Source organism: Puniceibacterium confluentis (genome assembly GCF_007923445.1).
GTDB classification, from domain to species: Bacteria; Pseudomonadota; Alphaproteobacteria; order Rhodobacterales; family Rhodobacteraceae; genus Puniceibacterium; species Puniceibacterium confluentis.
The window spans coordinates 106,758-128,070 of the sequence record NZ_VOJI01000011.1 but is presented as its reverse complement, the minus strand read 5'-3'; the positions used below and the strand labels follow the sequence as shown (position 1 = coordinate 128,070).

Here is a 21,313-nt window from a genome sequence, read left to right as displayed (position 1 = left end):
TGTCAGTCCCGGATGAAATGCGGCTTGAAGCGCGACAGGTCCTGGGTGATGCGCGAGCGGTCTTCGCGGATGCCGATGCCGGCGCAGGCCTGTCCGACGATCCAGGCGCCAATGATCGGATGAAAGCCGTCAAACGTCGGCAGTGGCGCATAGGCCTGCACGATGCGCGGATGGTCGCCATAGCCCGCGTCATCCGAGGCCAGGACCTGCGCACCGTTCTCGACAATGCGGATCGCCGCGCCTTCCCGCGAAAACAGCGGCTTGGTGACATAGCCCCGGGCCAGACCGTCGCGGGCCCGCTCGAAGCTGCTGGCCACCGAAGTGGTCGCCCGTCCGCGCCCGGCCAGCGCCTCGGCGACATCGCTTTCGAAATACGCGGGCAGCAGGTTCGGATGGCCCTCGAACATCTGCCAAAGCACCGGCAGCAGGCCCTTGTTGGACAACAGCGCCTTCCAAGGCGGCTCGATGAACTGGCAGCCCGACCCCGCCAGGTGCTGCGCATAGTCGTCGCGCAGCATCTCCTCCCAGGGATAGAGCTTGAACAGGGTGCCGATCACCCGGTCCTCGTCATCGAGAAACTGTCCTTCGTCACTGATGCCGATCTTGGCCAGATCGGTGTAATGCGCGCCCAGGCCCGCCTCGCGCGCCGCCCAGCCCATCGCCTCGACCGTGGCGTAATCCTCGACGCTGGCGGTTTGGGCGGCGAAATGCAGGTCACTGTCGGGCGCAAACAACGCGCGGAACCGTTCGACCAGTGCCTCGTGCAGCCCGTTGAACTGGTCATCGCCGTCGCGCAGCACCTGCGCCTCGAGCTGCCCTTCGAGCCAGCTCCACTGGAATGACGCCGTCTCGTACAGCGAGGTCGGCGTGTCGGCGTTGTATTCCAGGAGCTTGGCCGGCGAACTTCCATCGTAGACCAGATCGAACCGGCCATAGACCTCGGGGTGCTGTTGCTGCCAGCTGTCGGCCACCAGATCGTGATAGGCCGACGGGATGCCCAGCTTGTCCAGCAGGTCCTCGCTCTGCACGATCTGCGCGGCGGCCTCGCGGCACATCGCGTGCAGCTCGGTGGCCGGGTCTTCTAGATCATCTTCGATCTGTCGCAGGGTGAACTGATAGGCCGAGGTCTCGTCCCAGTAAGGTTCGCCGTGCATATCGGCAAAGGTAAAGCCGACCTCTTTGGCCAGCTCTCGCCAATCCGCCCGCTCGGGCATCGTAATTCTCTGCATGTCCTGCCCTCGCCGGTTCGCTATCCTCGTACGGGAATATAGTGCGGGTTACCAGCGGCGGAAGGGTGCGCAGGGTGGCCGATGCAGGGCCGGGCAGGCCAGCCAGCGGCCCGGGGGTGCAGAAGGAGGCCGCAGCGCAGGTGGCCTCACTCCGGCGCGCGGGCCGGGGCGCTGACGAGGTGCGCTGCAACCCGCGCGCGGCGGCGCCTGTCCGCAGGCGCATCCAGTCCCAGTTCCTGCCGGTATTTGGCGACCGTCCGCCGCGACACGGTGAATCCGCTGCGCTGCAATTCCGTCGCGATGTTGCCGTCGCTCAGCGGCGCATCCGCGGGTTCTGCCGCAATCAGGCTGCGGATCCGCCCGAATGCGACATGTTTGGTCTGGTCGCCCGTGCCTCGGGACACCGGGGCGCAGAACAGACTGCGCGCGGGGATCGTGCCCTGTGCACATTGCAGCGACAACCCGTTGAGTATCCGCGAGACGGTGGCTTCGCTGACGCCGATGTCGTCAGCTACATCGCCCATCCGCATCGGCACCAGTGCCGCATATCCCCGGGACAGGAACCTGCGCTGACGGGCAAAGAGCGCGCTGACCAGGGCAAGCGAGGTCGCCCGGCGCAGCGCGCAGGCATTGCGCAGGGCGCGCGCCTCGGCCACCAGATTGCGCAGCCCGTCGCGGTGCTCCGGCGCGACCTTGCCGGTATCCAGCGGCGCCACGCGGCGCAGGGTGGGAAAGCTGGCGCTGTTCAGTTCGATGATCAGGTCCTGCCCCCGCACCACCACCAGGACGTCGCTGTCGCGCAACACCGGCTGTTCGGTGTCAAACCGGCTGCCGGGTTTCGGGTCCAGTCGGCGGATCAGTCGCAGACGCTCGGCGATGTCGGCGGGCGTGCAGTGAAACCGACGCGCCAGCTGTTCCGGACTCAGCTCGGCCACCGCATCGAGATCGCGCAGCAGCGCCAGCATCAACGCATCCAGTTCGCCGCGCTCGGACGCCTGCAGACGCAGGCATTCGCGCAGGTCGCGGGCAAACAGCCCCGCTGGTTCCAGCGCCTGAAGCCGGTACAGGATATCCATGCAATCCCCCGGCGGCACCCCCAATTCCGCCGCGATGTGCTCGGGCGATTTCCCCAACCACCCGCTTGGCTCCAGCTCGCGCAGAAACGCCTGCGCCAGAGCGGCGCAATAGGGATTGTCGAAGGCGAAAGCGATCTGCTCGCCAACATGCTGGTACAGGCTGGGCTCTGTCCTCGCGGCCACGTCGCCGAGATCCCGGTCGCCCGACCCACCGCCCCCAGAGGCCGGACGCGGCCGTTCCGGCTGTACAAAGGGGTTGGACTCGGCGGCGGCGGCCAGATGTTCCTGCAACTCGATGCGGCTCATCCGCATCACGGCAATCGCCTGCACCAGACTGTGGTTCAGCGTCCCGGTGTGGCGGGCGGTCTGGGTGAAGTTCAGGGCCATCGCGGCCTCCTGCTGCGACCCCCGCCGGTGACGGGACAGGAAAATCCGGTCGGGGTCCGTTTCAGCGGTTGTCGGCTGACTCCGGTCTGGTACTCTTGCCGCAGACAGGAGGCAGTGCTGCCGTCATGCTGAGCGACCTCACCTTCCCCCCCGCCGCCACTCTCGAGAAAAGTTATGCCGGGCTGTCGCCGCAACTGCTGGCCCGGACACGGCAGATGTGGTCGGCGCGCAATCTCGAACTGGATCAGGCCTGGCACGCGACCGTGGGACGCCTGCGCGGATTTCGCGGCGTCGATGGCTGGGACGGCGGGCCGGACAGCGGGCCGGTGGACAACCTGTTCATGCTGGATCAGGCGATCATCTGGGTCGGGGCGCTGAACGGCACCGCGGCTCTGGCCTGTGACGGGCGCGCCACCCGGCTTGATCCCGCGCAGTGGCAGGCGTTGCAGGCCCTGACCTTTCGGATGATCGAACAGCTGGACGCCATCCGCCTGCTGTTTCTTACAGAACTGCCCGCAGCCGCGATGCAGATCGCGCGGTCGATCTCGGAGGATGTCGATATGGCGCTGGCCTTTCTGGCCCGCCCGAAACTGGCCCGGCGCTTTGTCGGCTGTGCCACCATCGACGAGGCAAACGAATTCTGGCGCCGCCATATCGCCGGGGGCCGGGCGTTCAAGGCGGTCAGCGAACAGCTCTACCGCGCCGGGCTCGAGTTTGATCAGGCGGGCGAATACGCGGCCTGGCGCAAACAAGTCACCGCAATCCTTGGCACAGCGGTGCATACATCGTTCCGTCCCGGCGGACTGGCCCTGCAGCGGCCGGGTGGCGGAAACCTGTCGCAGATCTGCGACTGTCTGTATTTCGTGACATTGCGGCTGCAAGAGATGTGCGCCTACTCTCATGTTCTGCAAAAGGATTTCGGTGAGGATCTGGCAACGGTCCAGAAGATCGCCGCCGCCGGTTGCGGCGACCCGGCGGGCAGGCCGCTCGGGGCGCTGACGGCGCGGATCTCGGAAATCACCGTGGATCAGCTGCGCTGGAGCCTTGCCAGTGACACCGCCTCGGAAGCGCCACCGGCAAGATATCAGCACTAGTGCGTGGTGTCGCGCTGCGGGCCGCCGGTCTGCGCCTTGGCGATCCACTGGGCCGCCATGACAAGGGCGCCCATGGCAAAGTCCTTGCCGTGTTCCTCGACCATTTCCTCGGACAGCGCCGAAAGTTTTGCAAAGAACCGGTCCTTGCTGATCTCTTCGGGTGAAAGTTGCGTCTGCATGATGACTCTCCTTGGCAGTCTGGGATTATTTGAACATCTGTTCGGGGAAGGTGACGATCGCGGCCTTGCCGGAGGCAAACCCGATCGCCAGATGTGTCCCCGAGGCGGACCAGCGCATCGCGCCGACGTCGGTGCCGCGTTCCTGGTGCAGCATCATTTCCTCGGGTGACCCGATGCTGGCTATTGCCACCAGGCCACTGGCATATCCGCTGGCGACGAGCGGCCGCGTGGGATGCGCAGCGATGGCACTGATCGCAACAAAGCCCGGCTTTCCGGTGCTCAGCGGCGTGCCGGGACGGTCATTGGCTGGTAAATCGGTGCCCGACCAGGCGGCCAGCCGGTAGGCGCCAGAGGCCACGAGCGCACCGTCGGGGCCACAGAACGCGGTGTAGCGCACCGGCGCCGGAAACCCCTCGATCCGTTGCAGGCCACCGCTGCCCCGGTTGACGATGACAACGCTTTTGTCCTCTGACGCACAGGACAGGTGGGTGCCCGTGGCGTTCCAGCTGATTTCGGCAATATCACCGGGGCATTCCATCACCTGCGGCATCCTCTGTGCCTCCCGAAGGTCAACCAGGCTCAGCATCCCCTGCCCCCAGGCAGCCAGGGTCGTCCCCTGCGGACTGATCGCCACACAGCTTACCGCATGGTCCAGACTGCGGGACTGGGTCGTGGTCATGTCCGCGGCAGTCAGGACCGTGATCGCATCCCCCCGGGCAAGCGCGAGAACCGCGCCACGGGCATCGCTGCACAGTGCTGTCACGGCGCCGTCGCGGGGCTTGAGCCGTTCGACCACCTGCCCGCCCGCCGTGACCTGCTGCAGGGCGCCGCTGTCGTCCACCACCGCAAAGCCCCGGGCGCCGAAGCGCACCACCGGCAACCCCGGATGGACCTGCACCAAAGGGACTTTCAGCGCTGGCACAGGCTTTTCGCGCGGCCGTATCGTGGTACGCCCGGTTTCCAGATCCATCCGGGTGCGGATCTTCGGACTTTCGCCGTCCGCCGTGGCCGCCAGTGCAATCCTGCCCGAGGACAGCCGGAACACGGCGACACTTTCATCCTGGCTGAAGTCGGTCTGAACGATATCGCTTTCAAGCGTCCATTCCCGTGCAAGCAGATCAAAGAGCGAAAGCCCCGATGCGGCATGCTGGCCCATTGTCATATCTCCCTGTTTTCTGTGGCTTGGATGTCGAGGTCGATCCGCGCCAGATCCTGTTCCAGCGTGTCGATGCGCACCTGGCACGCGGCAAGCGCGGTTTCCGCCTCGTTCAGCGCAGCCTGACCGACCGGAGTCAGATCGTCCTTCAGCAGCAGGATGTCACTGCCGCTGCGCAGTTGCAGCGCACGCAGATAGTCGGCGTTGGCCTGCGACAGGGCGGTGATCACGGACATGCGTTTGTGAAACAGGTCTTGCAGGGGGCTGGATTGACCGGACATGGGGCGCTCGCTTGTGGCTTGGCGTGCCGCGCGACGCGCTGGCATACAAAAGTTTTGATGCCAGATGCGGGCTTTTCTCTGCCCTCTGACCACCCCAAGATTACCACCGCCCGCCCCGGTGACAAAGGCAGTTGAGGTCCGAAAACCCGGGTCATTCCAAGTTATTTCGGGCCGATTCCGGCAGTTCGTTACACTTCGTTACGATGTGTAAAGCTCAATGGTTTCAGAACATTACACTGCCGTTTTTCCAGCTGATCCTGCCGGGGCAGCGCGCGCGAATCACCCCGCCGGATGCGGCGCTGCAGCACTGCGCCGGGATCCGGCCATGCGATCGCCGGAACCGATTGCAATCCGCCGCCAGCAGTCCCCACCGTCGGATGCGAAATTTTCCTTGCATAGAATATGTGTGCGGCGCGACCGGTGGCGGGCGGGCCCGGTACACGAGGGGGCCGCGTCTGCCGGGGCGGTGCTGTAACAGCGGGTGTAACTCTGTCCGGTGAACGTAACATTCGTAAAGAAACGATACGCCCCGCAGTGTCCGCACCACTGCGCCCTTTGCCAGCCTGCCCCCTGCCCAGGTGGGCTGCGGTAAAAATCTCATCGAAATAAAAATATTTCTTTCAATTAGTTACACCCATCCCATCACAAAAATATCCAGAATTTACGACCGTGCCGACCAATCTGGCACGGTTCTTACAACTCCCCAGTCATAACGCCGCGTTCCCGGACAACGGGGACCACCAAGAACGAAGGAACAGGGAGGAGAAGACCGGCAAACACGACGGAAGAGGTCCGCCCGATGGGCCGACGCAACCGCCGCCGGAGGACTCCATATCTTAAACCTTTGCCGTGAACCGATCGGTCGCAGAACCGGCAGCATGCCCGACGGGCGTGACGCCGCAACCCGGACCGAACACCCGGCAGCATTCGCTGCCTCCAACAAGACCGTTTGATCGGTCAGAGCTGAAGGAGGCTCATGGCATGGCAATAACGCTAAATAAAATTACCTCCCAACGGGGAATCTCGGTGGGCGAAGCCACCAAGAAGATTTCGGATCTGGGCTGGAATCCGACCTATGTGCAGGAAGCCAGCACCTATCCGTCGGACTACAAGATCACCAAGGCGCCGCGCGATCCGATGAAGCAGGTGCTGCGCTCCTACTTCCCGATGGAAGAGGAAAAGGACAACCGGGTGTACGGCGCGCTGGATGCGGCGCTGCGGGGCGACATGTTCCGCAACGTGGAACCGCGCTGGATCGAATGGATGAAGCTTTTCCTGGCGATCATCCCCTTTCCGGAAATCTCGGCTGCGCGGTCGATGGCCATGGTCGCCCGCCTGGCCCCGGGCGAGGATCTGCGCACCGGCTTTACCATGCAGATGGTGGACGAATTCCGCCACTCCACGATTCAGATGAACCTGAAGAAGTGGTACATGGAAAACTACATCGACCCGGCTGGTTTTGACATCACCGAAGAGGCTTTCGGCAAGTGTTACGCCACCACCATCGGCCGTCAGTTCGGCGAAGGCTTCATCACCGGCGACACCATGACCGCCGCCTGCATGTACCTGACCGTGGTCGCGGAAACTGCCTTTACCAACACGTTGTTCGTGGCGATGCCGTCGGAAGCCGCGCGCAACGGCGACTATGCGCTGCCCACGGTGTTCCTGTCGGTGCAATCGGACGAAAGCCGTCACATCGGCAACGGCCACTCGCTGCTGATGGCCGCGCTGAAAGAGCCCGACAACCATCTGCTGCTGGAACGCGACATCCGCTATGCCTTCTGGCAGAACCACGCCATCGTCGATGCCGCCATCGGCACCTTCATCGAATACGGCACCACCAACCGCGACAAGGACAAGGAATCCTACGCGGAAATGTGGCATCGCTGGATCTTTGAGGATTACTACCGGACCTACATGCTGCCGCTCGAGAAATACGGCGTGAAGATCCATCACGACGACGTGCAGGAAGCCTGGAAGCGGATCACCGAAAAGAACTACGTCCACAAGGTCGCCCAGTTCTTCTCGGTCGGCTGGCCGGTGAACTTCTGGCGGATCGAAGCCCAGACCGAGAAGGACTTCGAATGGTTCGAGCACAAGTATCCGGGCTGGTACGCCGAGTTCGGTGAGTACTGGAAATGGTACGCCAAACTCAGCGTGCCGGGCCAGAAGGTCATCACCATGAACAGCGAGACGGGTTATGTCTATCCGCACCGCTGCTGGTCGTGCCTCGTGCCCTGCCTCATCCGCGAGGACATGGTGGTCGACGAGATCGACGGTCAACTGCACACCTTTGCGCATGAACTTGACCGCTGGACCGCCGTCGAAGCGTTCTCGGACGAATATCAGGGCCGTCCGACACCGGCCATGGGCAAGTTCTCGGGCAAGCGCGAATGGGAAAGCATGTATGACGGCTGGGACCTCGCGGATGCGATCAAGGACCTGAACTTTGTCCGCGACGATGGCAAGACTCTGGTGCCGCAACCGCACCTGCGCTTTGACAACAAGGACATGTGGACCCTCGACGACGTCCGCGGCAACATCCTTGGCTCGCCGCTGAACGCCCTGCGCGCGATGTCCGACTCCGAGCGCGCGGCCCATCTGGCCGACTACCGCGCCGGGTTCACCATCAATCCCTGCAACTGATCCATGTGGAGGGGCCGCGGGTCGGCCCCTCTGCACTGCATCCCTCCACGAAGTCCGTCAGGACTTCGGGCCACAGGAGACTCGAGAAATGAGTGAAGTGTACACCGTTCGCCTGGAACCGGTTGGTGTCGAATTCGAGGTGGAAGAAGAAGAGACCATCCTTGATGCAGCGTTCCGGCAGGGCATCCCGCTGCCACACGGGTGCAAGGTCGGCCAATGTTCCGCCTGCAAATGCGTGCAGCTCGACGGCGAAACGGACATGCTGAAGTATTCGACCTTCGCGTTGAATGACTTTGAGCGCGAGAGCGGCCATATCCTGATGTGCCGCGCCGTGGCCTACAGCGATGTCGAACTGGAGCTTCTGAACTTTGACGAAGAGCTCATGTCGAAATCCATCCCGGTCAAGGAATTCACCGGCCAGATCACCGATTTCCAGAAGCTGACCCACGACATCCGCGGTGTTGAGATCGAAATTGACACACCGCTCAAATTTTGGGCGGGCCAATATGTCGACATCACCGTCACCACCGAAGCGGGGGAGGAGATTACACGCTCGTTCTCCATGGCAAATCCGCCGAGCGAAGGCCAAAAGCTCTCTTTCATCATCAAGAAATACCCCGACGGACGGTTCTCCAACGAGCTCGACTCCGGCGGGATCAGGAAAGGCGCCACCGTCAAGGTCAGCGGCCCCTTCGGAATGTGCTTCCGACGGGAAGAGCGACAAGGACCCGTAGTGCTGGTGGGGGCCGGATCCGGCATGTCGCCGGTCTGGTCGATCCTGCACGATCAGATCACCAGCGCCGAGGATCGCCCGATCCTGTTCTTCTATGGCGCGCGCGCGCAGAGCGACCTGTTCAAGCTGGACGAAATCGACGCACTGACCAGGGCCTATCCCACCGTCGAATTCATCCCGGTGCTGAGCCATGCCGAGGACGATGCCAGTTGGACGGGCGAGCGCGGCTTTGTGCATGAAACCGTGGACCGGCGGCTCAAGGCGATGAACGCGGATGGCGAAGGCGACATCTATGCCTGCGGTCCCCCGCCGATGATCGACGCCCTGACACCGGTGCTGTTCATGAACGGCTTCGAATCCGAACGTATTTTCTTCGACAAGTTCACGCCGACGTCCGGTTCATCAACTCACTGATTTGGGTTGATCGCTCGTCACGTGACAACAACCAACCAAGGGAGGCTACAATGGTAGCTACATCAAGTTCCGTCGGATCGGGTGCCGCAGGCGCCGCACAGTTCGTGGGGTCCAAAAGCCGCAAATACAACTACTTTGAACCGCGCGGAAAACGCGCCACGCATTACGAGGATGTCACGGTCGACGTCCAGCCCGACCCCGAACGCTATCTGATCCAGAACTGGATCATCGAGTTCGAGGGCGGCAAGGGCGGCGGCGCCTATGTCAAGGACAACACCGCCGCGCTGAGCTCGAACTGGCATGCCTTCCGCGCGCCGGATCAGGAGTGGGAGCGGACCCACTATCAGCGCCAGTCCAAGATCGTGTCGATGGTGCAGGCGGTGATCTCCAACGCCCGCAAGGCCGGTGCCCATGCCGCCTTTGACAAGACCTGGAACCGCATCCTGCAGTCCCATCTGGGTGCGTGGAAACATGCCGAATTCGGCCTCGGCACCTCGATGATGCAGGCGCAGCGCTACGGCTACACCCAGATGATCAACAACGCGACGTTGACCAACTCGTCCTACAAGATGCGCCTGACCCAGGACATCACGCTGTATCTCGCAGAAATCGGCATGGATATCGACGGCTGGGACGATGATCTGGGCAAAAAGTGCTGGCTGGAAGATCCGATCTGGCAGCCGACACGCGAAGCCATCGAAACCATCATGGGTTCGGAGGATTATCTGGAGCAGTATTTCGCCACCAACATCATCTTTGAACCGATGGTGGGCGAACTGTTCCGCTCGGGCTTCCTGATGCAGGCGGCGGCGGCCAACAACGATTTCATCACCCCGCCGGTGATCTCGGCCGCCGAGGCGGACTACGAGCGCAATCTCGCGAACACGATCGACCTGATGTATCTGCTGGTGAATGACGCGCAGCACGGCGCGCACAACAAGGCGCTGTTCCAGTCCTGGGCACAGAAGCACGGTGCTCTGGCTGAAAAGGCCGCCCTGGCGTTGCAGCCGATCTGGTCGCAGCCGCATTCCAAGCCGGTGTCGTTCCACGACGTCAAGGCCGTGTCGCAGGAACGCGTCGGGCAGATCCTCTCGGAACTCGGTCTCAGCCTCTAACCTTCAGCCGCCAACCCCAAGGAGTAACGCACATGTCGAGTACTGCACGCGACGCGTCCAAGAGCAATATTTTCAAGGCGATGAAGGACATCACCTTTGATCAGACCATTTCACACCAGTGCGGTGTGACCATGAATGACTCGGTCGAAGCCCGCGCAATCGCCGAATTCATGGATCAGGATCCCGCCGTCACCGTGACCCACAACCCGGCCACGATCCGGGTCGACGGCGAGGGCAAGCTGGTCTTCAAGATGGACGAGATCAGCGAATACCTGGGCCGTGACATGACGGCCGAGACCTTCGAGGTGAACACCTCGACCCACTACGGGCGGATGGTTCGGGTGGATGAGAACACCATCATCCTGTTCGGCAATATGGACGACGTTTTCGAATACATCGAATAACGCCGACCTCCTGCAAGCCCGGTCTCCTCCCGGCCGGGTTTGCAGTCTTTCTTCCAAAAAACAAAATCCCGACAAGGAGCTGCAACATGTACACCACCAAGGACGGCAAGGAAATCTTTGTGCTCGACGGGCACACCCATTTTTGGGACGCGAGCCCCGAGAACCAGTCCAACGTGCACGGCGAACAGTTCATCGACTGCTTTTACGCCTACCACACCAACCTGAGCCCGCCCGAGCATCTCTGGGAAAAGGGCCGGTTCCAGAAATATTCCGCGGATGACATCTATCGCGACCTCTTTGTCGACGGTCCGGATGACATGGCGATCATCCAGTCGACCTATCTGCGCGATTTCTACAAGGACGGCTTTTCCAGCATCGAGCGCAGCACCGACATGGCGTCGCGCCACCCCGAGCGTTTCATCGTCAATGGCTCCTTCGATCCGCGGGACGGCCAGAAGGCGCTGGAATACATCCACTACATGAAGGAGACTTTCAACATTCAGGGCGTCAAGATGTACACCGCTGAATGGAACGGCGAAAGCAAGGGCTGGGCGCTGAACGATCCCGAAGCCTACAAATGCTTCGAACTGTGCGAAAAGCTCGGCATCCGCAACATCCATGTCCACAAGGGCCCGACGATCCGGCCGCTGAACAAGGATGCCTTCGACGTGCATGACGTCGACCACGCGGCCACCGACTTTGTGAACCTGAACTGGATCGTCGAACACTGCGGCCTGCCCCGTCTGGACGACTTCTGCTGGATCGCCACGCAGGAATCCAACGTCTACGCCGGCCTTGCGGTTGCGATGCCGTTTGTACATTCGCGCCCCCGCTACTTTGGCGAGGTCATGGCCGAACTGCTCTGGTGGGTTGGCGAGGACAAGCTGCTGTTCGGCTCGGATTACGCAATCTGGACGCCGGGCTGGCTGGTGGACCAGTTCTGGAACTATCAGATCCCCGAGGATATCTCGGCCGAGCGCGGCGGTGTGCAGCTGACGGACGAGATCAAGGAAAAGATCCTGGGTCTGAACGCCGCCAAACTCTACAACATCGACGTCGCGGCCAAGAAGGCCGAGCTTGGCGCTGCGCCCGTCCAGATCGCGGCGGAATAGTCCGATGTTTCTGGAGTTTCAGAAAACCGAACTCGAGGCCGATGTCTGGGACTGCCTCGAACAGGTCACCGACCCCGAACTCGACGAACCCGTGACCGACATGGGCTTTGTCGAGAGGATCGCGGTCTTTCCCGACAGAAAACGGGTGGAAGTCGATTTTCGGCTTCCGACCTACTGGTGTTCGCCGAACTTTGCCTTCCTGATGGCCTTTGACATCCGCATCGCCGTTGGCCGGATGCCCTGGGTGGAACAGGTGCAGGTCACGCTGAACGATCACTGCTTTGCCGACAAGGTCAACGCCGGTGTCAACAGCGACCGGCCCTTTTCCGAAGTCTTCGCGGCCTATTGCGATGGCGACGATCTGCACGCCGTCCGCATGAAATTCCTCGAAAAGGCCTTTGTGCGGCGACAGGAAACGCTGCTTCTGGCGCTCGAAGCCTGGGGGTACTCGGCGCAGGACATCGTCGACATGACCCTTGGCACCCTGGACGGCATTGCCTTTCAGGGCGAGGAAGAGCGCAAGCAGAAGCCACGCTACCGCGCGTTGCTGCTGGCGCAGGGGCTGGCGGGACTGCCCGCGGATCCGGCCTTTGTGACCTGGGACGGCGCGCGGCTCACCACCGCGGGACTGCGCGACTATCTCGCCAAGCTGCGGGGCGTGCGGATCAACATGGAGTTCAACGGCGCGCTGTGCCGCGGGCTTCAGTCCACGCGGTACAAAGAGGTCCGTATCGGCGCGGACGGGCCGACCCTGATCGACTTCATCCAGAACCGCGTGCCGCCTCGGCAGGACCGTGCCACCCGCTAGGCGCGGCCACGGACACGAAAGCACATTCACACAAGAGACCCGGGCCTTCGTGACCCGGGAGGGAGAATACTATGGCCAAACTCATCATTCACAACGGCACCGCGCGGCGCGCGCTGGCCTCCGGCGTCCTGAAGCTGGCCGCCGCGGTCGAACCGACGCTGGGGCCCAAGGGGCTGAACGCCATGATCGACCGTCCGGTCGGCACGCCGCTGGTGACCCGTGACGGGGTGTCGATCGCTTCCGAGATCGAACTGCCTGACCGGTTTGAGAACATGGGCGCTCAGGTGGTGCGCGAAGTGTCGATGCAGACCAACGAAGTGGCCGGCGACGGCACCACCACCGCCATCGTTCTCGCCAATGCGCTGATCCAGCGCGGCGTCAAGATCACCGAGGAAGGCGTGAAGCCGGTCGACCTGTGCAAGGGCATCGAACTTGCGGTGGACAAGATCGTTTCGGGGCTGAACGCCACCGCCCGCTCGTGTGACGACCACCCCGAATACCTCGAGGCGGTGGCGCGGGTCTCGGCCACCGACAGCGAACTGGGCGCGCTTGTGGCGCAGGCCTTTCGCCGCGTCGGCAAGGAGGGCGTGATCAGCGCCGATTTCTCGGTCACAATCGACACCACGCTGGAGGTGGTCGAGGGCATGTCCTTTGATCGCGGCTATATCTCGCATCACATGGTCACCGACCGCGAGGCGATGGAAGCGGTGCTGGACAATCCGCTGATCCTGCTCACCGACCAGAAGATCCCGCACCCCGATCTGCTGCAGACCGCCCGCACGCTTGCCGACCAGGAAGGCCGCCCGCTGCTGATCATCGCCGAAGAAATCGCCCCGGACGTGGTGGTGTCGCTGATGAACGGTGGCGGGGCCGGCAAGTACCTGATCGTTCACCCGCCCGAATACGGCCAGTGGCGGACCCAGATGATGGACGACCTCGCGATTCTGACCGGCGGCGAAGTGATCGCGCGGGATCTGGGCCGCAAGATCGAGAACGTGACGCTCGCGCAACTGGGCGGCGCCCACAAGGTCAAGGTCACCTCCAGTTTCACCAGCATCATCCGCGGCGAAGGTGACCCGGCGCACATCAAGGCGCGCCGCGATCAGGTCCAGCGCCAGCACGACGTCGCCCCGCCGAACATCGAGCAGGACAAGCTGCGCGACCGGCTCTCGAAACTCTCGGGCGGCACGGCGGTGATCTATGCCGGCGGCTTCACCCCGGTCGAACAGAAACGCAAGATCCAGCTGATCGAGGATTCGCTGTGCGCGGTGCGCGCCGCCGCCGAAGACGGTGTGTTGGCGGGCGGCGGCACTGCCCTGGCGCAGATCGGGCCGATCCTCGACGATCTGGTGTCCTCGAACCAGGGCGATGTGCTGCGCGGAGTCGAACTGGTCCGCTCGGTCCTGACCCGGCCGGTGGAACGCATCGCCAGCAACGCCGGGGCTGATGCCACCGCCGTCGTGGCCACGGTGATCTCGGCCCCCGACGGGCACGGCTTTGACGCCTCGGTCGGCGAATTCCGCGACATGTACGAGGCCGGCATCATCGACCCGGCGCGGGTGACGGCGAGCGCGCTGGTCAACGCCACCTCGGTCGCCGTGCTGATCCTGACCACCGAAACCCTGGTGGGCGATCTGGCCGAAGGCGAAGCCGACCCCACCGCCGGGCCGGCCCTGGGCGGCGGCGCGGAACTGCTGGGTCGCGCCTGACCCTGCCCCGGTGCAGTCCCCGCTGCACCGGACCCAAACTCAGAAAAGGAGCGCAAGATGAAAGCTGCACGGCTATACGAATACGACCCCGAAATGAACACCCAGCTCAGGATCGAAGAAGTGCCCGCCCCCACGGTGAACCACCCTGACGAAGTGGTGGTCAAGGTCGGCGCAGCGGGGCTTTGCCGCACCGACCTGCACATCATCGAAGGGGCCTGGAAGGACATCATGGACCCGCAGGGCGGATTGCTGCCCTATGTCATGGGGCATGAAAATGCCGGCTGGGTCGAGGATGTGGGCAGCAATGTCACTTCGGTCAAACCCGGCGACGCGGTGATCTGCCACCCGCACCGCAGCTGCGGCATCTGCCTCAACTGTCGCTATGGCCATGACATGTATTGCGATCACGGGTTGTTCCCCGGCCTGGGGCTCGACGGTGGCTTTGCCGAGTATTTCCTGACGACGGAAAGTTCGCTGATCAAGCTCAACACCAATGTCACCCCTCTCGAGGTCGCGCCGATGGCGGACGCCGGCATCACCGCCTATCGCGCCGCCAAACGCGCCGCCCGGCTGGTCTATCCCGGGGCCTACGTGACGGTGCTGGGGGTCGGAGGACTCGGCCATATCGCGATCCAGTGCCTCAAGCATCTCTGCGGCGCCCGCGTGATCGCCGTGGACCGCGAACCCGGCGCGCGGGTTCTGGCCAAGGAGCTGGGCGCCGATATCGTGCTGGACGGCGGCGCAAACCTGATCGACGAGATCAAGGACGTGACCGGCGGCGGCAGCCATGTGGTGATCGACTTTGTCGGTGAGCTGGGTGTCGAAAACGTCTGCTGGAAACTTCTGCGTCAGGGCGGCGAGCTGATCGTTGTCGGCTACGGCGGCACGATCGAGGTGCCGACGCTGGAACTGGTGGTCAACGAAATCAAGATCGGCGGCTCGCTGGTCGGGGACTATACCGAACTGGTCGAGCTGATGCAGCTGAACGCCGACGGGCTGGTGAAAATGCACCAGACCGAGTTTTCGCTGGCCGACATCAACAAGGGCATCGACGACTTCAAGAACCGCCGGTTCACCGGCCGCGGCGTCATCGTACCCTGACCCTGTCCCGCCCGGTTCCCGCTTTGGGAACCGGGCCACACCCGCCGCGGCGCCCTTCCCCCGCAGGGGCCGTGGCGGGCCGTTTCATTTCCGCCGTTCCAGCCCGTACTGCCGGATCTTGCGGTAGAGCGTCGGACGGGAAATGCCGAGCACGGTTGCCACCTTGGTCAGATTGCCGTTCTCCTGCTCGATGGCCCGCTGAATGGCCACCGATTCAATTTCGTCCAGATCCATCGAGGTCCCGGCGTTGCGTGGCCCGTCACCCGGCAGAAAACGATCGGATCCCGGCTCGCGGATTTCTTCCGGCAGGTTCATGACGGACACGATTCCATCGCCGTGCAACAGGCACAGGCGCTCGACCACATTGCGCAGTTCGCGCACGTTGCCGGGCCAGGAATACCCGCGCAGCACTGTCATCGCCTGGTCGTCGAAGACCAGTGGCGCGCGTTCGAAGCGGGCACAAAGCTTGTGGTTGAAGTGGTCAATCAGCAGGTCCAGATCCCGGCCCCGTTCGCGCAGCGGCGGCACGTTGATGACGATGGTTCCGATCCGGTAGAACAGATCCCGGCGGAACCGGCCCTCTTCGATGTCATGGCGCAGGTTGCGGTTGGTCATCGCCACCAGCTGCACGTCGATCGGCCTGCGCTTGTTGCAGCCGATACGGTAGACCGCGCGCTGTTCCAATGTCCGCAGAAGGTAGGTCTGCAACTCGCGCGGCATATCGCCGATCTCGTCGAGGCACAGCACTCCGTTGTTGGCGTTCTCGAACCGGCCCGGTTTTCCCTCGCGCAGCGCACCGGTAAAGGCCCCGGCCACATGGCCGAAAAGTTCACCGCCGATAAGCTCGCCTGAGATGGCGGCGCAGTTGACCGCCACATAGGGGGCATCCGGCGCCGGGTGATGGCTGTGGATCAGCCGGGCAAACAACTCTTTGCCGACCCCGGTTTCGCCCTGAATGAGAACCGTGGCCTTGGCCAGCGCCGCGCGGCGGGCAAATTCGAAGGTTTCCAGCATCTTGGGGCAGTCGCCGATGATGTGGATGTCGTCTTCCTGGATGCCACGGCGCGGCCGGATACGGATTTCGGCGGGCTTGGGCCGCCGCGGCGACGCCTTGCCCGAGGGAAGGATCAGCACCGCGCCCCGCAGCGTGTTGCCGGTTTTCAGTATGTCTATCGCCTTGGCCGTCAAACCCGCAGGCAAAGCCGCCGCCAGATCGCCGTCGGTCATGCTGGCATCCAGCGACATCAGATGCCGTCCGACTACAAGGTCGTCCGGCTTGCCCTGACTGTCCTTGTCCGCATTGCGGCTGAACACGATGCGGCCCGCAGAATTCAGAAGCACGATCGCATCGTCGTTGTCGCGCGGCTTGGGCAGATCAATGAACGCCTCGAGCAGCAGCGTGCGTTCTTCGCGTTGCTGTTCGGCGAGGGCAATCTCGATCTCGCGGGCGGCAGCGACCACCAGGGCCAGATTGTGCCGCTGAAAGATATCCGGCGGCCCGGACAGGTCCACCACCCCGACGATGGAGCGGTCCAGCGGATCGAACACCGGCACACCGGCGCAGGTCCAGGCCTTGATGCCAACGCAGAAGTGTTCCGAGGCATGCACATAGGTCGGCTTGCCGGTGCGCAGCGCGGTGCCGATCCCATTGGTGCCGATCAGGCTTTCCTTCCAGACGCCGCCCACCTCCAGCCGGATGTCGCGGCCGGCATCCAGCGTCTTGAAATCGCCAATGGTTTCGATGATCGCCCCGGTATTGTCGGCCAGGATCATGATCGCGCCGGATTCGTTCAGATGCGGCGACAGTCGCTCGAACGCCGCACGCGCGGCGGTGACCAGACAGTTGTTCTTGGAGCGCAGCGCCGTAACGCCATCCTCGTCGACCTTTTGCGGAGTGGCATTCGAGGCGGCGCTGATACCCAGATCGCTGCAACGCTCCCAGGATTCAAGGATCTCCGAGCGGACCGACTTCCGGGCCTGCTCAGACGCTATGCCATTTTCCACAAACCCTTCCCAGGCGCGCATGGTGTCACGCTGCGCGTGATCGGCACCGGTGGCAAAGCGGGGCGACGGCCCGGGATTGGACGATTTGAAATAGTTGGTTCGCATCACGCTTCTTTTACCAGGATGATCGGGGAAGATCCCCCGCGGCCCTTGTCGGCAGTGATAACCTTGCGCCCGCCGTCAGAAGTTGAGGCGCTCGCGGATCACCCCGACAAACTTCACCTCGATCTCGGACGATTCGATCACCACGCCGTTCAGATCGGCCAGCTGGCGCTCGGTCTCGTCATCGACAGGAGAGACAAAGCCGTTGGTCCTGGTTGCCAGCGCGAAATAGGTCTGGCCATCCCGCACCCGCATCTGGCCCAGAAACTGCATTTGTCTGCCGGAATTGGCATCCATCACCACAACCCGTTTGTTCAGGCTGATCCGCACTCTGGGATCCGGTGGAGAGGCCGGGGCGCTGCCGCCCAACAGATGGATGTTCAACCCCTCGGGCTTTGGCGGTTCCTTGGCCTTGGCCGCAGCCTTGCGCGACGCGGAATATCCGCCGCCGCTGATCTGATCCGCCAGCCGGTGAATCGTCTGCCGGTTCTCGCTGATCAGCCGCTTGGCCACGACGTCTTCGCGCCGCGGCCCCTCTTTTTTCGAAAAGATATCCACCATGTCCTCCCTGCGGTTTCTGCCCCATGCCTCCCAACAGGGGCAGAAACCTTCTCATTCACGGTTCGTATAAAAATGCGTCAACCTGTCGCCTTTGCGACACAAAACTAAGCACAGGTGAAATTACAAGTCCACTCCTATTGCCAGAATTCCCAACAAAACAAGGCAGTTCGCAAACCATCCACACGGGCACCCGCCCCGCAGATGCGCATCTGACCGGGTCGGCCCCAGGCAACTGACGGGCCCGGGACCTGTCGTTTTACTGCCGGAAGCCGACCTTCGGTTTCCGGTTCGTCACATGCAGCTAAGCAGTGCCCGGCCTCTATACGTCATGCTGTCCGCGGCCGGGTGGTACGCGGGTACTACATGTCACAGTTTTTGCCATCACGCCGTCCCCGGGTGCCGAAGCACCCTGATATCCGGGATCCGGCAGGCACAAAAAAGCGCCCGGTGACATCACCGGGCGCTTCGGTCAGAGACCTTTGGCAAGACCGCTTACTGCAGCGCGGCCAGTTCCTTGGGCAGGCGGAATGTCCAGACCATGCCGCCCTGATTGAGGTAGCTGACCTTCTTGGCCACTTCGCCGCCCCAGAGCGGCACAGCACCGCCCCAGCCGGAAATGACCGAGACATACTGCTCGCCGTCCTGATCCCAGGTGACGGGCTGGCCGACGATGCCGGACCCGGTCTGGAACGACCACACCGTCTCGCCGGTTTCGTCATCCAGTGCGAGGAACTTGCCTTCGGGGGTACCAAAGAACACGAGGCCCCCGGCTGTGGTCATCACGCCGCCCCAGAGCGGTGCGTCGTTCTTGTATTCCCAGACCCATTCGCCGGTGTCGGGGTCGATCGCCTTGAGCGAGCCGATGTGATCCTCGTAGTTCGGCTTGATGGTAAAGCCGGACCCGAGGTAGGCCGCGCCCTTCTTGTAGGTGATCGGCTCGTTCCAGATGTCCATGCCCCATTCGTTGGAGGGCACATAGAAGTTGCCGGTCTTCTGGCTGAAGGCCATCGGCATCCAGTTCTTGCCCCCGAGGAACGACGGCGACGAGAACACGACTTCGCCCTTGGTGCCATCGGTCGCCGCTGAGGGATCACCGGGGCGGTTTTCCTCGTTGAAGATCGGGCGGCCGGTGTCGTCGATGCCGCTGGCCCAGGTGATGTCCTTGACGAAGGGCTTGGCCGAGACAAAGGCGCCATCCTCGCGGTTCAGCACGTAGAAATAGCCGTTGCGGTCCGCAGTGCCGAACCGTTTGTTGCCCTGGCGGTCGGTGTAGGCGACGACTTCGTTCACACCGTCATAATCCCAGCCTTCGCGCGGTGTGGTCTGGAAGTGCCACTTGATGTCGCCGGTCTTGGGGTCGATGCCGATACGTGAGGCGGCATAGAGGTTGTCGCCGGCGTTGCCCTCGACCGGGGTGCCGGCGTTGCGCAGGTGACTGTTCCAGGGGGCCGGGTTGCCGGCGCCGAACACCAGCGTGTCGGTGTCGGCATCATAGGAACCGCCCAGCCATGTGGCACCGCCGCCGGTCTTCCACATGTCGCCCGGCCAGGTCGCATTCAGCGTGCCGGTCATCGTGCTTTCTTCGCCGTTCAGGGTGCCCATGTGGCCTTCGATCACCGGGCGGGTCCAGACCAGGTCGCCGGTTTCGGCGTCACGCGCCTGCACTTCGCCGACGATGCCGAATTCACCGCCCGAGTTGCCGGTGATGACAAGGCCATCCACGATCAGGGGGGCTGCGGTATAGGAATAGCCGGCCTTGTAGTCGGCGATCTGATCACGCCAGACCACGTCACCCGTTTTCAGATCCAGTGCCACGATGCGGGCATCCAGGGTGCCGAAATAGATCTTGTCGCCGTAGATTGCAGCGCCCCGGTTGACCACGTCACAGCAGGGCAGGATGCCTTCGGGCAGGCGGGCATCGTACTGCCACAGCTCTTCGCCGGTCATCACGTCGATGGCGTAAAGGCGCGAATACGATCCAGTGACATACATCACGCCGTCGTAAATCAGCGGCTGGGTCTCCTGGCCACGCTGCTTTTCGCCGCCAAGGCTGAAGGCCCAGGCGGGGACAAGGTTCTTGACGTTGTCCTTGGTGATCATGTCCAGCGGCGAATAGCGCTGAAGGTCGCGCCCCATGCCGTTGGAGACGATCTGGTTCGTCATGGTCTGATCGCTGGCGATCATTTCTTCGGTGACCTGCGCCGTGGCCGCGGTCGCGGCCAGCATGCTGATGGTGACGGTAGCGATGAATTTGTTCATTCCGGTCCTCCCTTGAGTGGTGGTGTCTGAGCGCCGACGTGCAGGGTGCAACCGGCGTCTGTCCTCCGGTTCCGGACTATAAGGATACGCCGTCCCTGACATACGGCGCTTAGGTCGTACGACCGAGGCAGCATTGACAGGGACGCCGCGACCACTTCCGGAAATGCAGCGGAATCGGTCATTTTTGCCGAAAAACCACGGTTTCTGGCCGATTTTCGCGGCCCGAAACGGCAAAGCCGCCCCTGGAGGCGGCTTTGCGGACGGCGGTGTCCAAAGGTCGTATAGGTCTCAGCTACACATTTTGTAGGGGTCAGAAGCCAGGAGCATATTTCCAGTTGTCGGCGTCCGGCGTCACCTCGTCCAGGTCGTAGGCCGCCCCGGCCAGACGCTGCGCGGCCGGCAGTCCGGCCGTGGCGGCGCGGTCCACAAAGGCGCGGCCCTGCGCCTCGTCGCGGGCGATGCCGTGACCGCGCAGCAGGTTGATTCCGTGGTTGAGCTGTCCGACCGGATCCCCGGCTTCGGCCGCCCGCCGGTCCCAGTCGGCCGAGGCTTCGGGATTGTATTCCGCCCCCAGCCCGTTGTTGTCCAGCTGGCTCATCCAGGTCATGGCGCCGGTATAGCCCGCTTCGGCACAGCGCCGGAACAGCGCCCGGGCGGCTGCGTGGTTGCCTGACTTGGTCAGCATGTAGCCGGTGGCGCAGGTCACCATATCCACCGCCCCGCCTGCGGAGTCCTCCAGCACCCGGTTCAGGGTCATCTCATCCGGGTTGAGGCTGCCGTAATCGTCCGTCGCGGCCTCTTGCGCGCTGACTCCGTGGGTCAGTGCGAACAGACACACAACCGCGGGGCTGAGAATGCTTCGGATCATCGCGTGTTCCTTTCCAATGCGCGGCGCGGACATCCGTCGCCAGCCGGGCCGGAACAGGGGCGGCGGACCGCAGCC

General features: G+C 63.1%; 18 protein-coding genes. 9 read left to right on the top strand and 9 right to left on the bottom strand.

What is annotated here, in order from left to right; translation table 11 throughout:
- Positions 1-2: 2 nt before the first annotated feature.
- Both FOY53_RS13930 and FOY53_RS13925 read right to left on the bottom strand, forming a co-directional pair.
- Entirely contained in the window at positions 3-1,229 is a 1,227-nt protein-coding gene (locus FOY53_RS13930) for a glutathionylspermidine synthase family protein (RefSeq protein WP_146589847.1), read from the bottom strand.
- A 146-nt stretch (positions 1,230-1,375) separates the two neighbouring features.
- Complete coding sequence (locus FOY53_RS13925; protein WP_146589845.1) at positions 1,376-2,692, bottom strand: RNA polymerase factor sigma-54; 1,317 nt, start codon at positions 2,690-2,692, stop codon at positions 1,376-1,378.
- 125 nt (positions 2,693-2,817) lie between these two features.
- Between FOY53_RS13925 and FOY53_RS13920 the strand changes: the two genes are divergently transcribed.
- Positions 2,818-3,786, top strand: a complete 969-nt coding sequence (locus FOY53_RS13920; protein WP_146589843.1) for a hypothetical protein — start codon at positions 2,818-2,820, stop codon at positions 3,784-3,786.
- Here the strand turns inward: FOY53_RS13920 and FOY53_RS13915 are convergent.
- From FOY53_RS13915 to FOY53_RS13905, 3 genes are read right to left on the bottom strand one after another with little or no spacing between them, the layout of a single operon-like run.
- A complete protein-coding gene (locus FOY53_RS13915) occupies positions 3,783-3,965 on the bottom strand; it encodes a hypothetical protein (protein ID WP_146589841.1) in 183 nt (60 codons plus the stop codon). The two genes, FOY53_RS13920 and FOY53_RS13915, sit on opposite strands and share 4 nt — an antisense overlap.
- A gap of 25 nt (positions 3,966-3,990) precedes the next feature.
- Positions 3,991-5,121, bottom strand: coding sequence for a WD40 repeat domain-containing protein (locus FOY53_RS13910; protein ID WP_146589839.1), 1,131 nt, complete (start codon positions 5,119-5,121; stop codon positions 3,991-3,993).
- Between the two features lie 2 nt (positions 5,122-5,123).
- Positions 5,124-5,357: a hypothetical protein gene (locus FOY53_RS13905; protein ID WP_146589837.1), complete on the bottom strand. Its 234-nt coding sequence runs from the start codon at positions 5,355-5,357 to the stop codon at positions 5,124-5,126.
- A gap of 1,026 nt (positions 5,358-6,383) precedes the next feature.
- On the opposite strand from FOY53_RS13905, the gene FOY53_RS13900 reads away from it, so the two are divergent.
- From FOY53_RS13900 to FOY53_RS13865, 8 genes are all read left to right on the top strand, one after another.
- Positions 6,384-8,048 carry a ferritin family protein gene (locus tag FOY53_RS13900; RefSeq protein ID WP_146589835.1) on the top strand — a complete coding sequence of 555 codons (1,665 nt, stop codon included), beginning with the start codon at positions 6,384-6,386 and terminating at the stop codon, positions 8,046-8,048.
- A gap of 88 nt (positions 8,049-8,136) precedes the next feature.
- A complete protein-coding gene (locus FOY53_RS13895; protein WP_146589833.1) occupies positions 8,137-9,195 on the top strand; it encodes an NADH:ubiquinone reductase (Na(+)-transporting) subunit F in 1,059 nt (352 codons plus the stop codon).
- Positions 9,196-9,245: 50 nt separating this feature from the next.
- Positions 9,246-10,310 (top strand): aromatic/alkene monooxygenase hydroxylase subunit beta, encoded by a 1,065-nt coding sequence (locus FOY53_RS13890; protein ID WP_146589831.1) that lies wholly within the window; start codon positions 9,246-9,248, stop codon positions 10,308-10,310.
- Between the two features lie 32 nt (positions 10,311-10,342).
- Positions 10,343-10,714 carry an MmoB/DmpM family protein gene (locus FOY53_RS13885; protein ID WP_146589829.1) on the top strand — a complete coding sequence of 124 codons (372 nt, stop codon included), beginning with the start codon at positions 10,343-10,345 and terminating at the stop codon, positions 10,712-10,714.
- An 86-nt stretch (positions 10,715-10,800) separates the two neighbouring features.
- Positions 10,801-11,826, top strand: a complete 1,026-nt coding sequence (locus tag FOY53_RS13880; protein ID WP_146589827.1) for an amidohydrolase family protein — start codon at positions 10,801-10,803, stop codon at positions 11,824-11,826.
- 4 nt (positions 11,827-11,830) lie between these two features.
- Positions 11,831-12,634, top strand: coding sequence for a metal-sulfur cluster assembly factor (locus FOY53_RS13875; protein WP_146589825.1), 804 nt, complete (start codon positions 11,831-11,833; stop codon positions 12,632-12,634).
- A gap of 71 nt (positions 12,635-12,705) precedes the next feature.
- Complete coding sequence (locus FOY53_RS13870) at positions 12,706-14,343, top strand: molecular chaperone GroEL (protein ID WP_146589822.1); 1,638 nt, start codon at positions 12,706-12,708, stop codon at positions 14,341-14,343.
- 57 nt (positions 14,344-14,400) lie between these two features.
- The gene (locus FOY53_RS13865; protein WP_146589820.1) at positions 14,401-15,444 is read left to right on the top strand and encodes an NAD(P)-dependent alcohol dehydrogenase; all 1,044 of its coding nucleotides are present in this window, start codon (positions 14,401-14,403) and stop codon (positions 15,442-15,444) included.
- Between the two features lie 84 nt (positions 15,445-15,528).
- On the opposite strand, the gene FOY53_RS13860 is transcribed toward FOY53_RS13865, so the two are convergent.
- The 4 genes from FOY53_RS13860 to FOY53_RS13845 form a co-directional block, all read right to left on the bottom strand.
- Positions 15,529-17,553: a sigma-54-dependent Fis family transcriptional regulator gene (locus FOY53_RS13860; protein WP_146589818.1), complete on the bottom strand. Its 2,025-nt coding sequence runs from the start codon at positions 17,551-17,553 to the stop codon at positions 15,529-15,531.
- A gap of 75 nt (positions 17,554-17,628) precedes the next feature.
- Complete coding sequence (locus tag FOY53_RS13855; protein ID WP_146589816.1) at positions 17,629-18,111, bottom strand: hypothetical protein; 483 nt, start codon at positions 18,109-18,111, stop codon at positions 17,629-17,631.
- A gap of 492 nt (positions 18,112-18,603) precedes the next feature.
- Positions 18,604-20,370: a PQQ-dependent methanol/ethanol family dehydrogenase gene (locus FOY53_RS13850; RefSeq protein ID WP_146589814.1), complete on the bottom strand. Its 1,767-nt coding sequence runs from the start codon at positions 20,368-20,370 to the stop codon at positions 18,604-18,606.
- Between the two features lie 310 nt (positions 20,371-20,680).
- On the bottom strand, positions 20,681-21,238 hold the full coding sequence (locus FOY53_RS13845) for a tetratricopeptide repeat protein (protein WP_146589812.1): 558 nt from the start codon (positions 21,236-21,238) through the stop codon (positions 20,681-20,683).
- Positions 21,239-21,313: the final 75 nt, after the last annotated feature.

Excerpts from the sequence above, each read along its gene's own strand:
- FOY53_RS13890 (WP_146589831.1), top strand. The coding sequence starts at position 9,246 with ATGGTAGCTACATCAAGTTCCGTCGGATCGGGTGCCGCAGGCGCCGCA.
- FOY53_RS13930 (WP_146589847.1), bottom strand. The coding sequence starts at position 1,229 with ATGCAGAGAATTACGATGCCCGAGCGGGCGGATTGGCGAGAGCTGGCC.
- FOY53_RS13920 (WP_146589843.1), top strand. The coding sequence starts at position 2,818 with ATGCTGAGCGACCTCACCTTCCCCCCCGCCGCCACTCTCGAGAAAAGT.
- FOY53_RS13885 (WP_146589829.1), top strand. The coding sequence starts at position 10,343 with ATGTCGAGTACTGCACGCGACGCGTCCAAGAGCAATATTTTCAAGGCG.
- FOY53_RS13910 (WP_146589839.1), bottom strand. The coding sequence starts at position 5,121 with ATGGGCCAGCATGCCGCATCGGGGCTTTCGCTCTTTGATCTGCTTGCA.
- FOY53_RS13845 (WP_146589812.1), bottom strand. The coding sequence starts at position 21,238 with ATGATCCGAAGCATTCTCAGCCCCGCGGTTGTGTGTCTGTTCGCACTG.
- FOY53_RS13865 (WP_146589820.1), top strand. The coding sequence starts at position 14,401 with ATGAAAGCTGCACGGCTATACGAATACGACCCCGAAATGAACACCCAG.
- FOY53_RS13900 (WP_146589835.1), top strand. The coding sequence starts at position 6,384 with ATGGCAATAACGCTAAATAAAATTACCTCCCAACGGGGAATCTCGGTG.
- FOY53_RS13925 (WP_146589845.1), bottom strand. The coding sequence starts at position 2,692 with ATGGCCCTGAACTTCACCCAGACCGCCCGCCACACCGGGACGCTGAAC.
- FOY53_RS13895 (WP_146589833.1), top strand. The coding sequence starts at position 8,137 with ATGAGTGAAGTGTACACCGTTCGCCTGGAACCGGTTGGTGTCGAATTC.
- FOY53_RS13915 (WP_146589841.1), bottom strand. The coding sequence starts at position 3,965 with ATGCAGACGCAACTTTCACCCGAAGAGATCAGCAAGGACCGGTTCTTT.
- FOY53_RS13860 (WP_146589818.1), bottom strand. The coding sequence starts at position 17,553 with ATGCGAACCAACTATTTCAAATCGTCCAATCCCGGGCCGTCGCCCCGC.
- FOY53_RS13905 (WP_146589837.1), bottom strand. The coding sequence starts at position 5,357 with ATGTCCGTGATCACCGCCCTGTCGCAGGCCAACGCCGACTATCTGCGT.
- FOY53_RS13855 (WP_146589816.1), bottom strand. The coding sequence starts at position 18,111 with ATGGTGGATATCTTTTCGAAAAAAGAGGGGCCGCGGCGCGAAGACGTC.
- FOY53_RS13850 (WP_146589814.1), bottom strand. The coding sequence starts at position 20,370 with ATGAACAAATTCATCGCTACCGTCACCATCAGCATGCTGGCCGCGACC.
- FOY53_RS13880 (WP_146589827.1), top strand. The coding sequence starts at position 10,801 with ATGTACACCACCAAGGACGGCAAGGAAATCTTTGTGCTCGACGGGCAC.
- FOY53_RS13870 (WP_146589822.1), top strand. The coding sequence starts at position 12,706 with ATGGCCAAACTCATCATTCACAACGGCACCGCGCGGCGCGCGCTGGCC.
- FOY53_RS13875 (WP_146589825.1), top strand. The coding sequence starts at position 11,831 with ATGTTTCTGGAGTTTCAGAAAACCGAACTCGAGGCCGATGTCTGGGAC.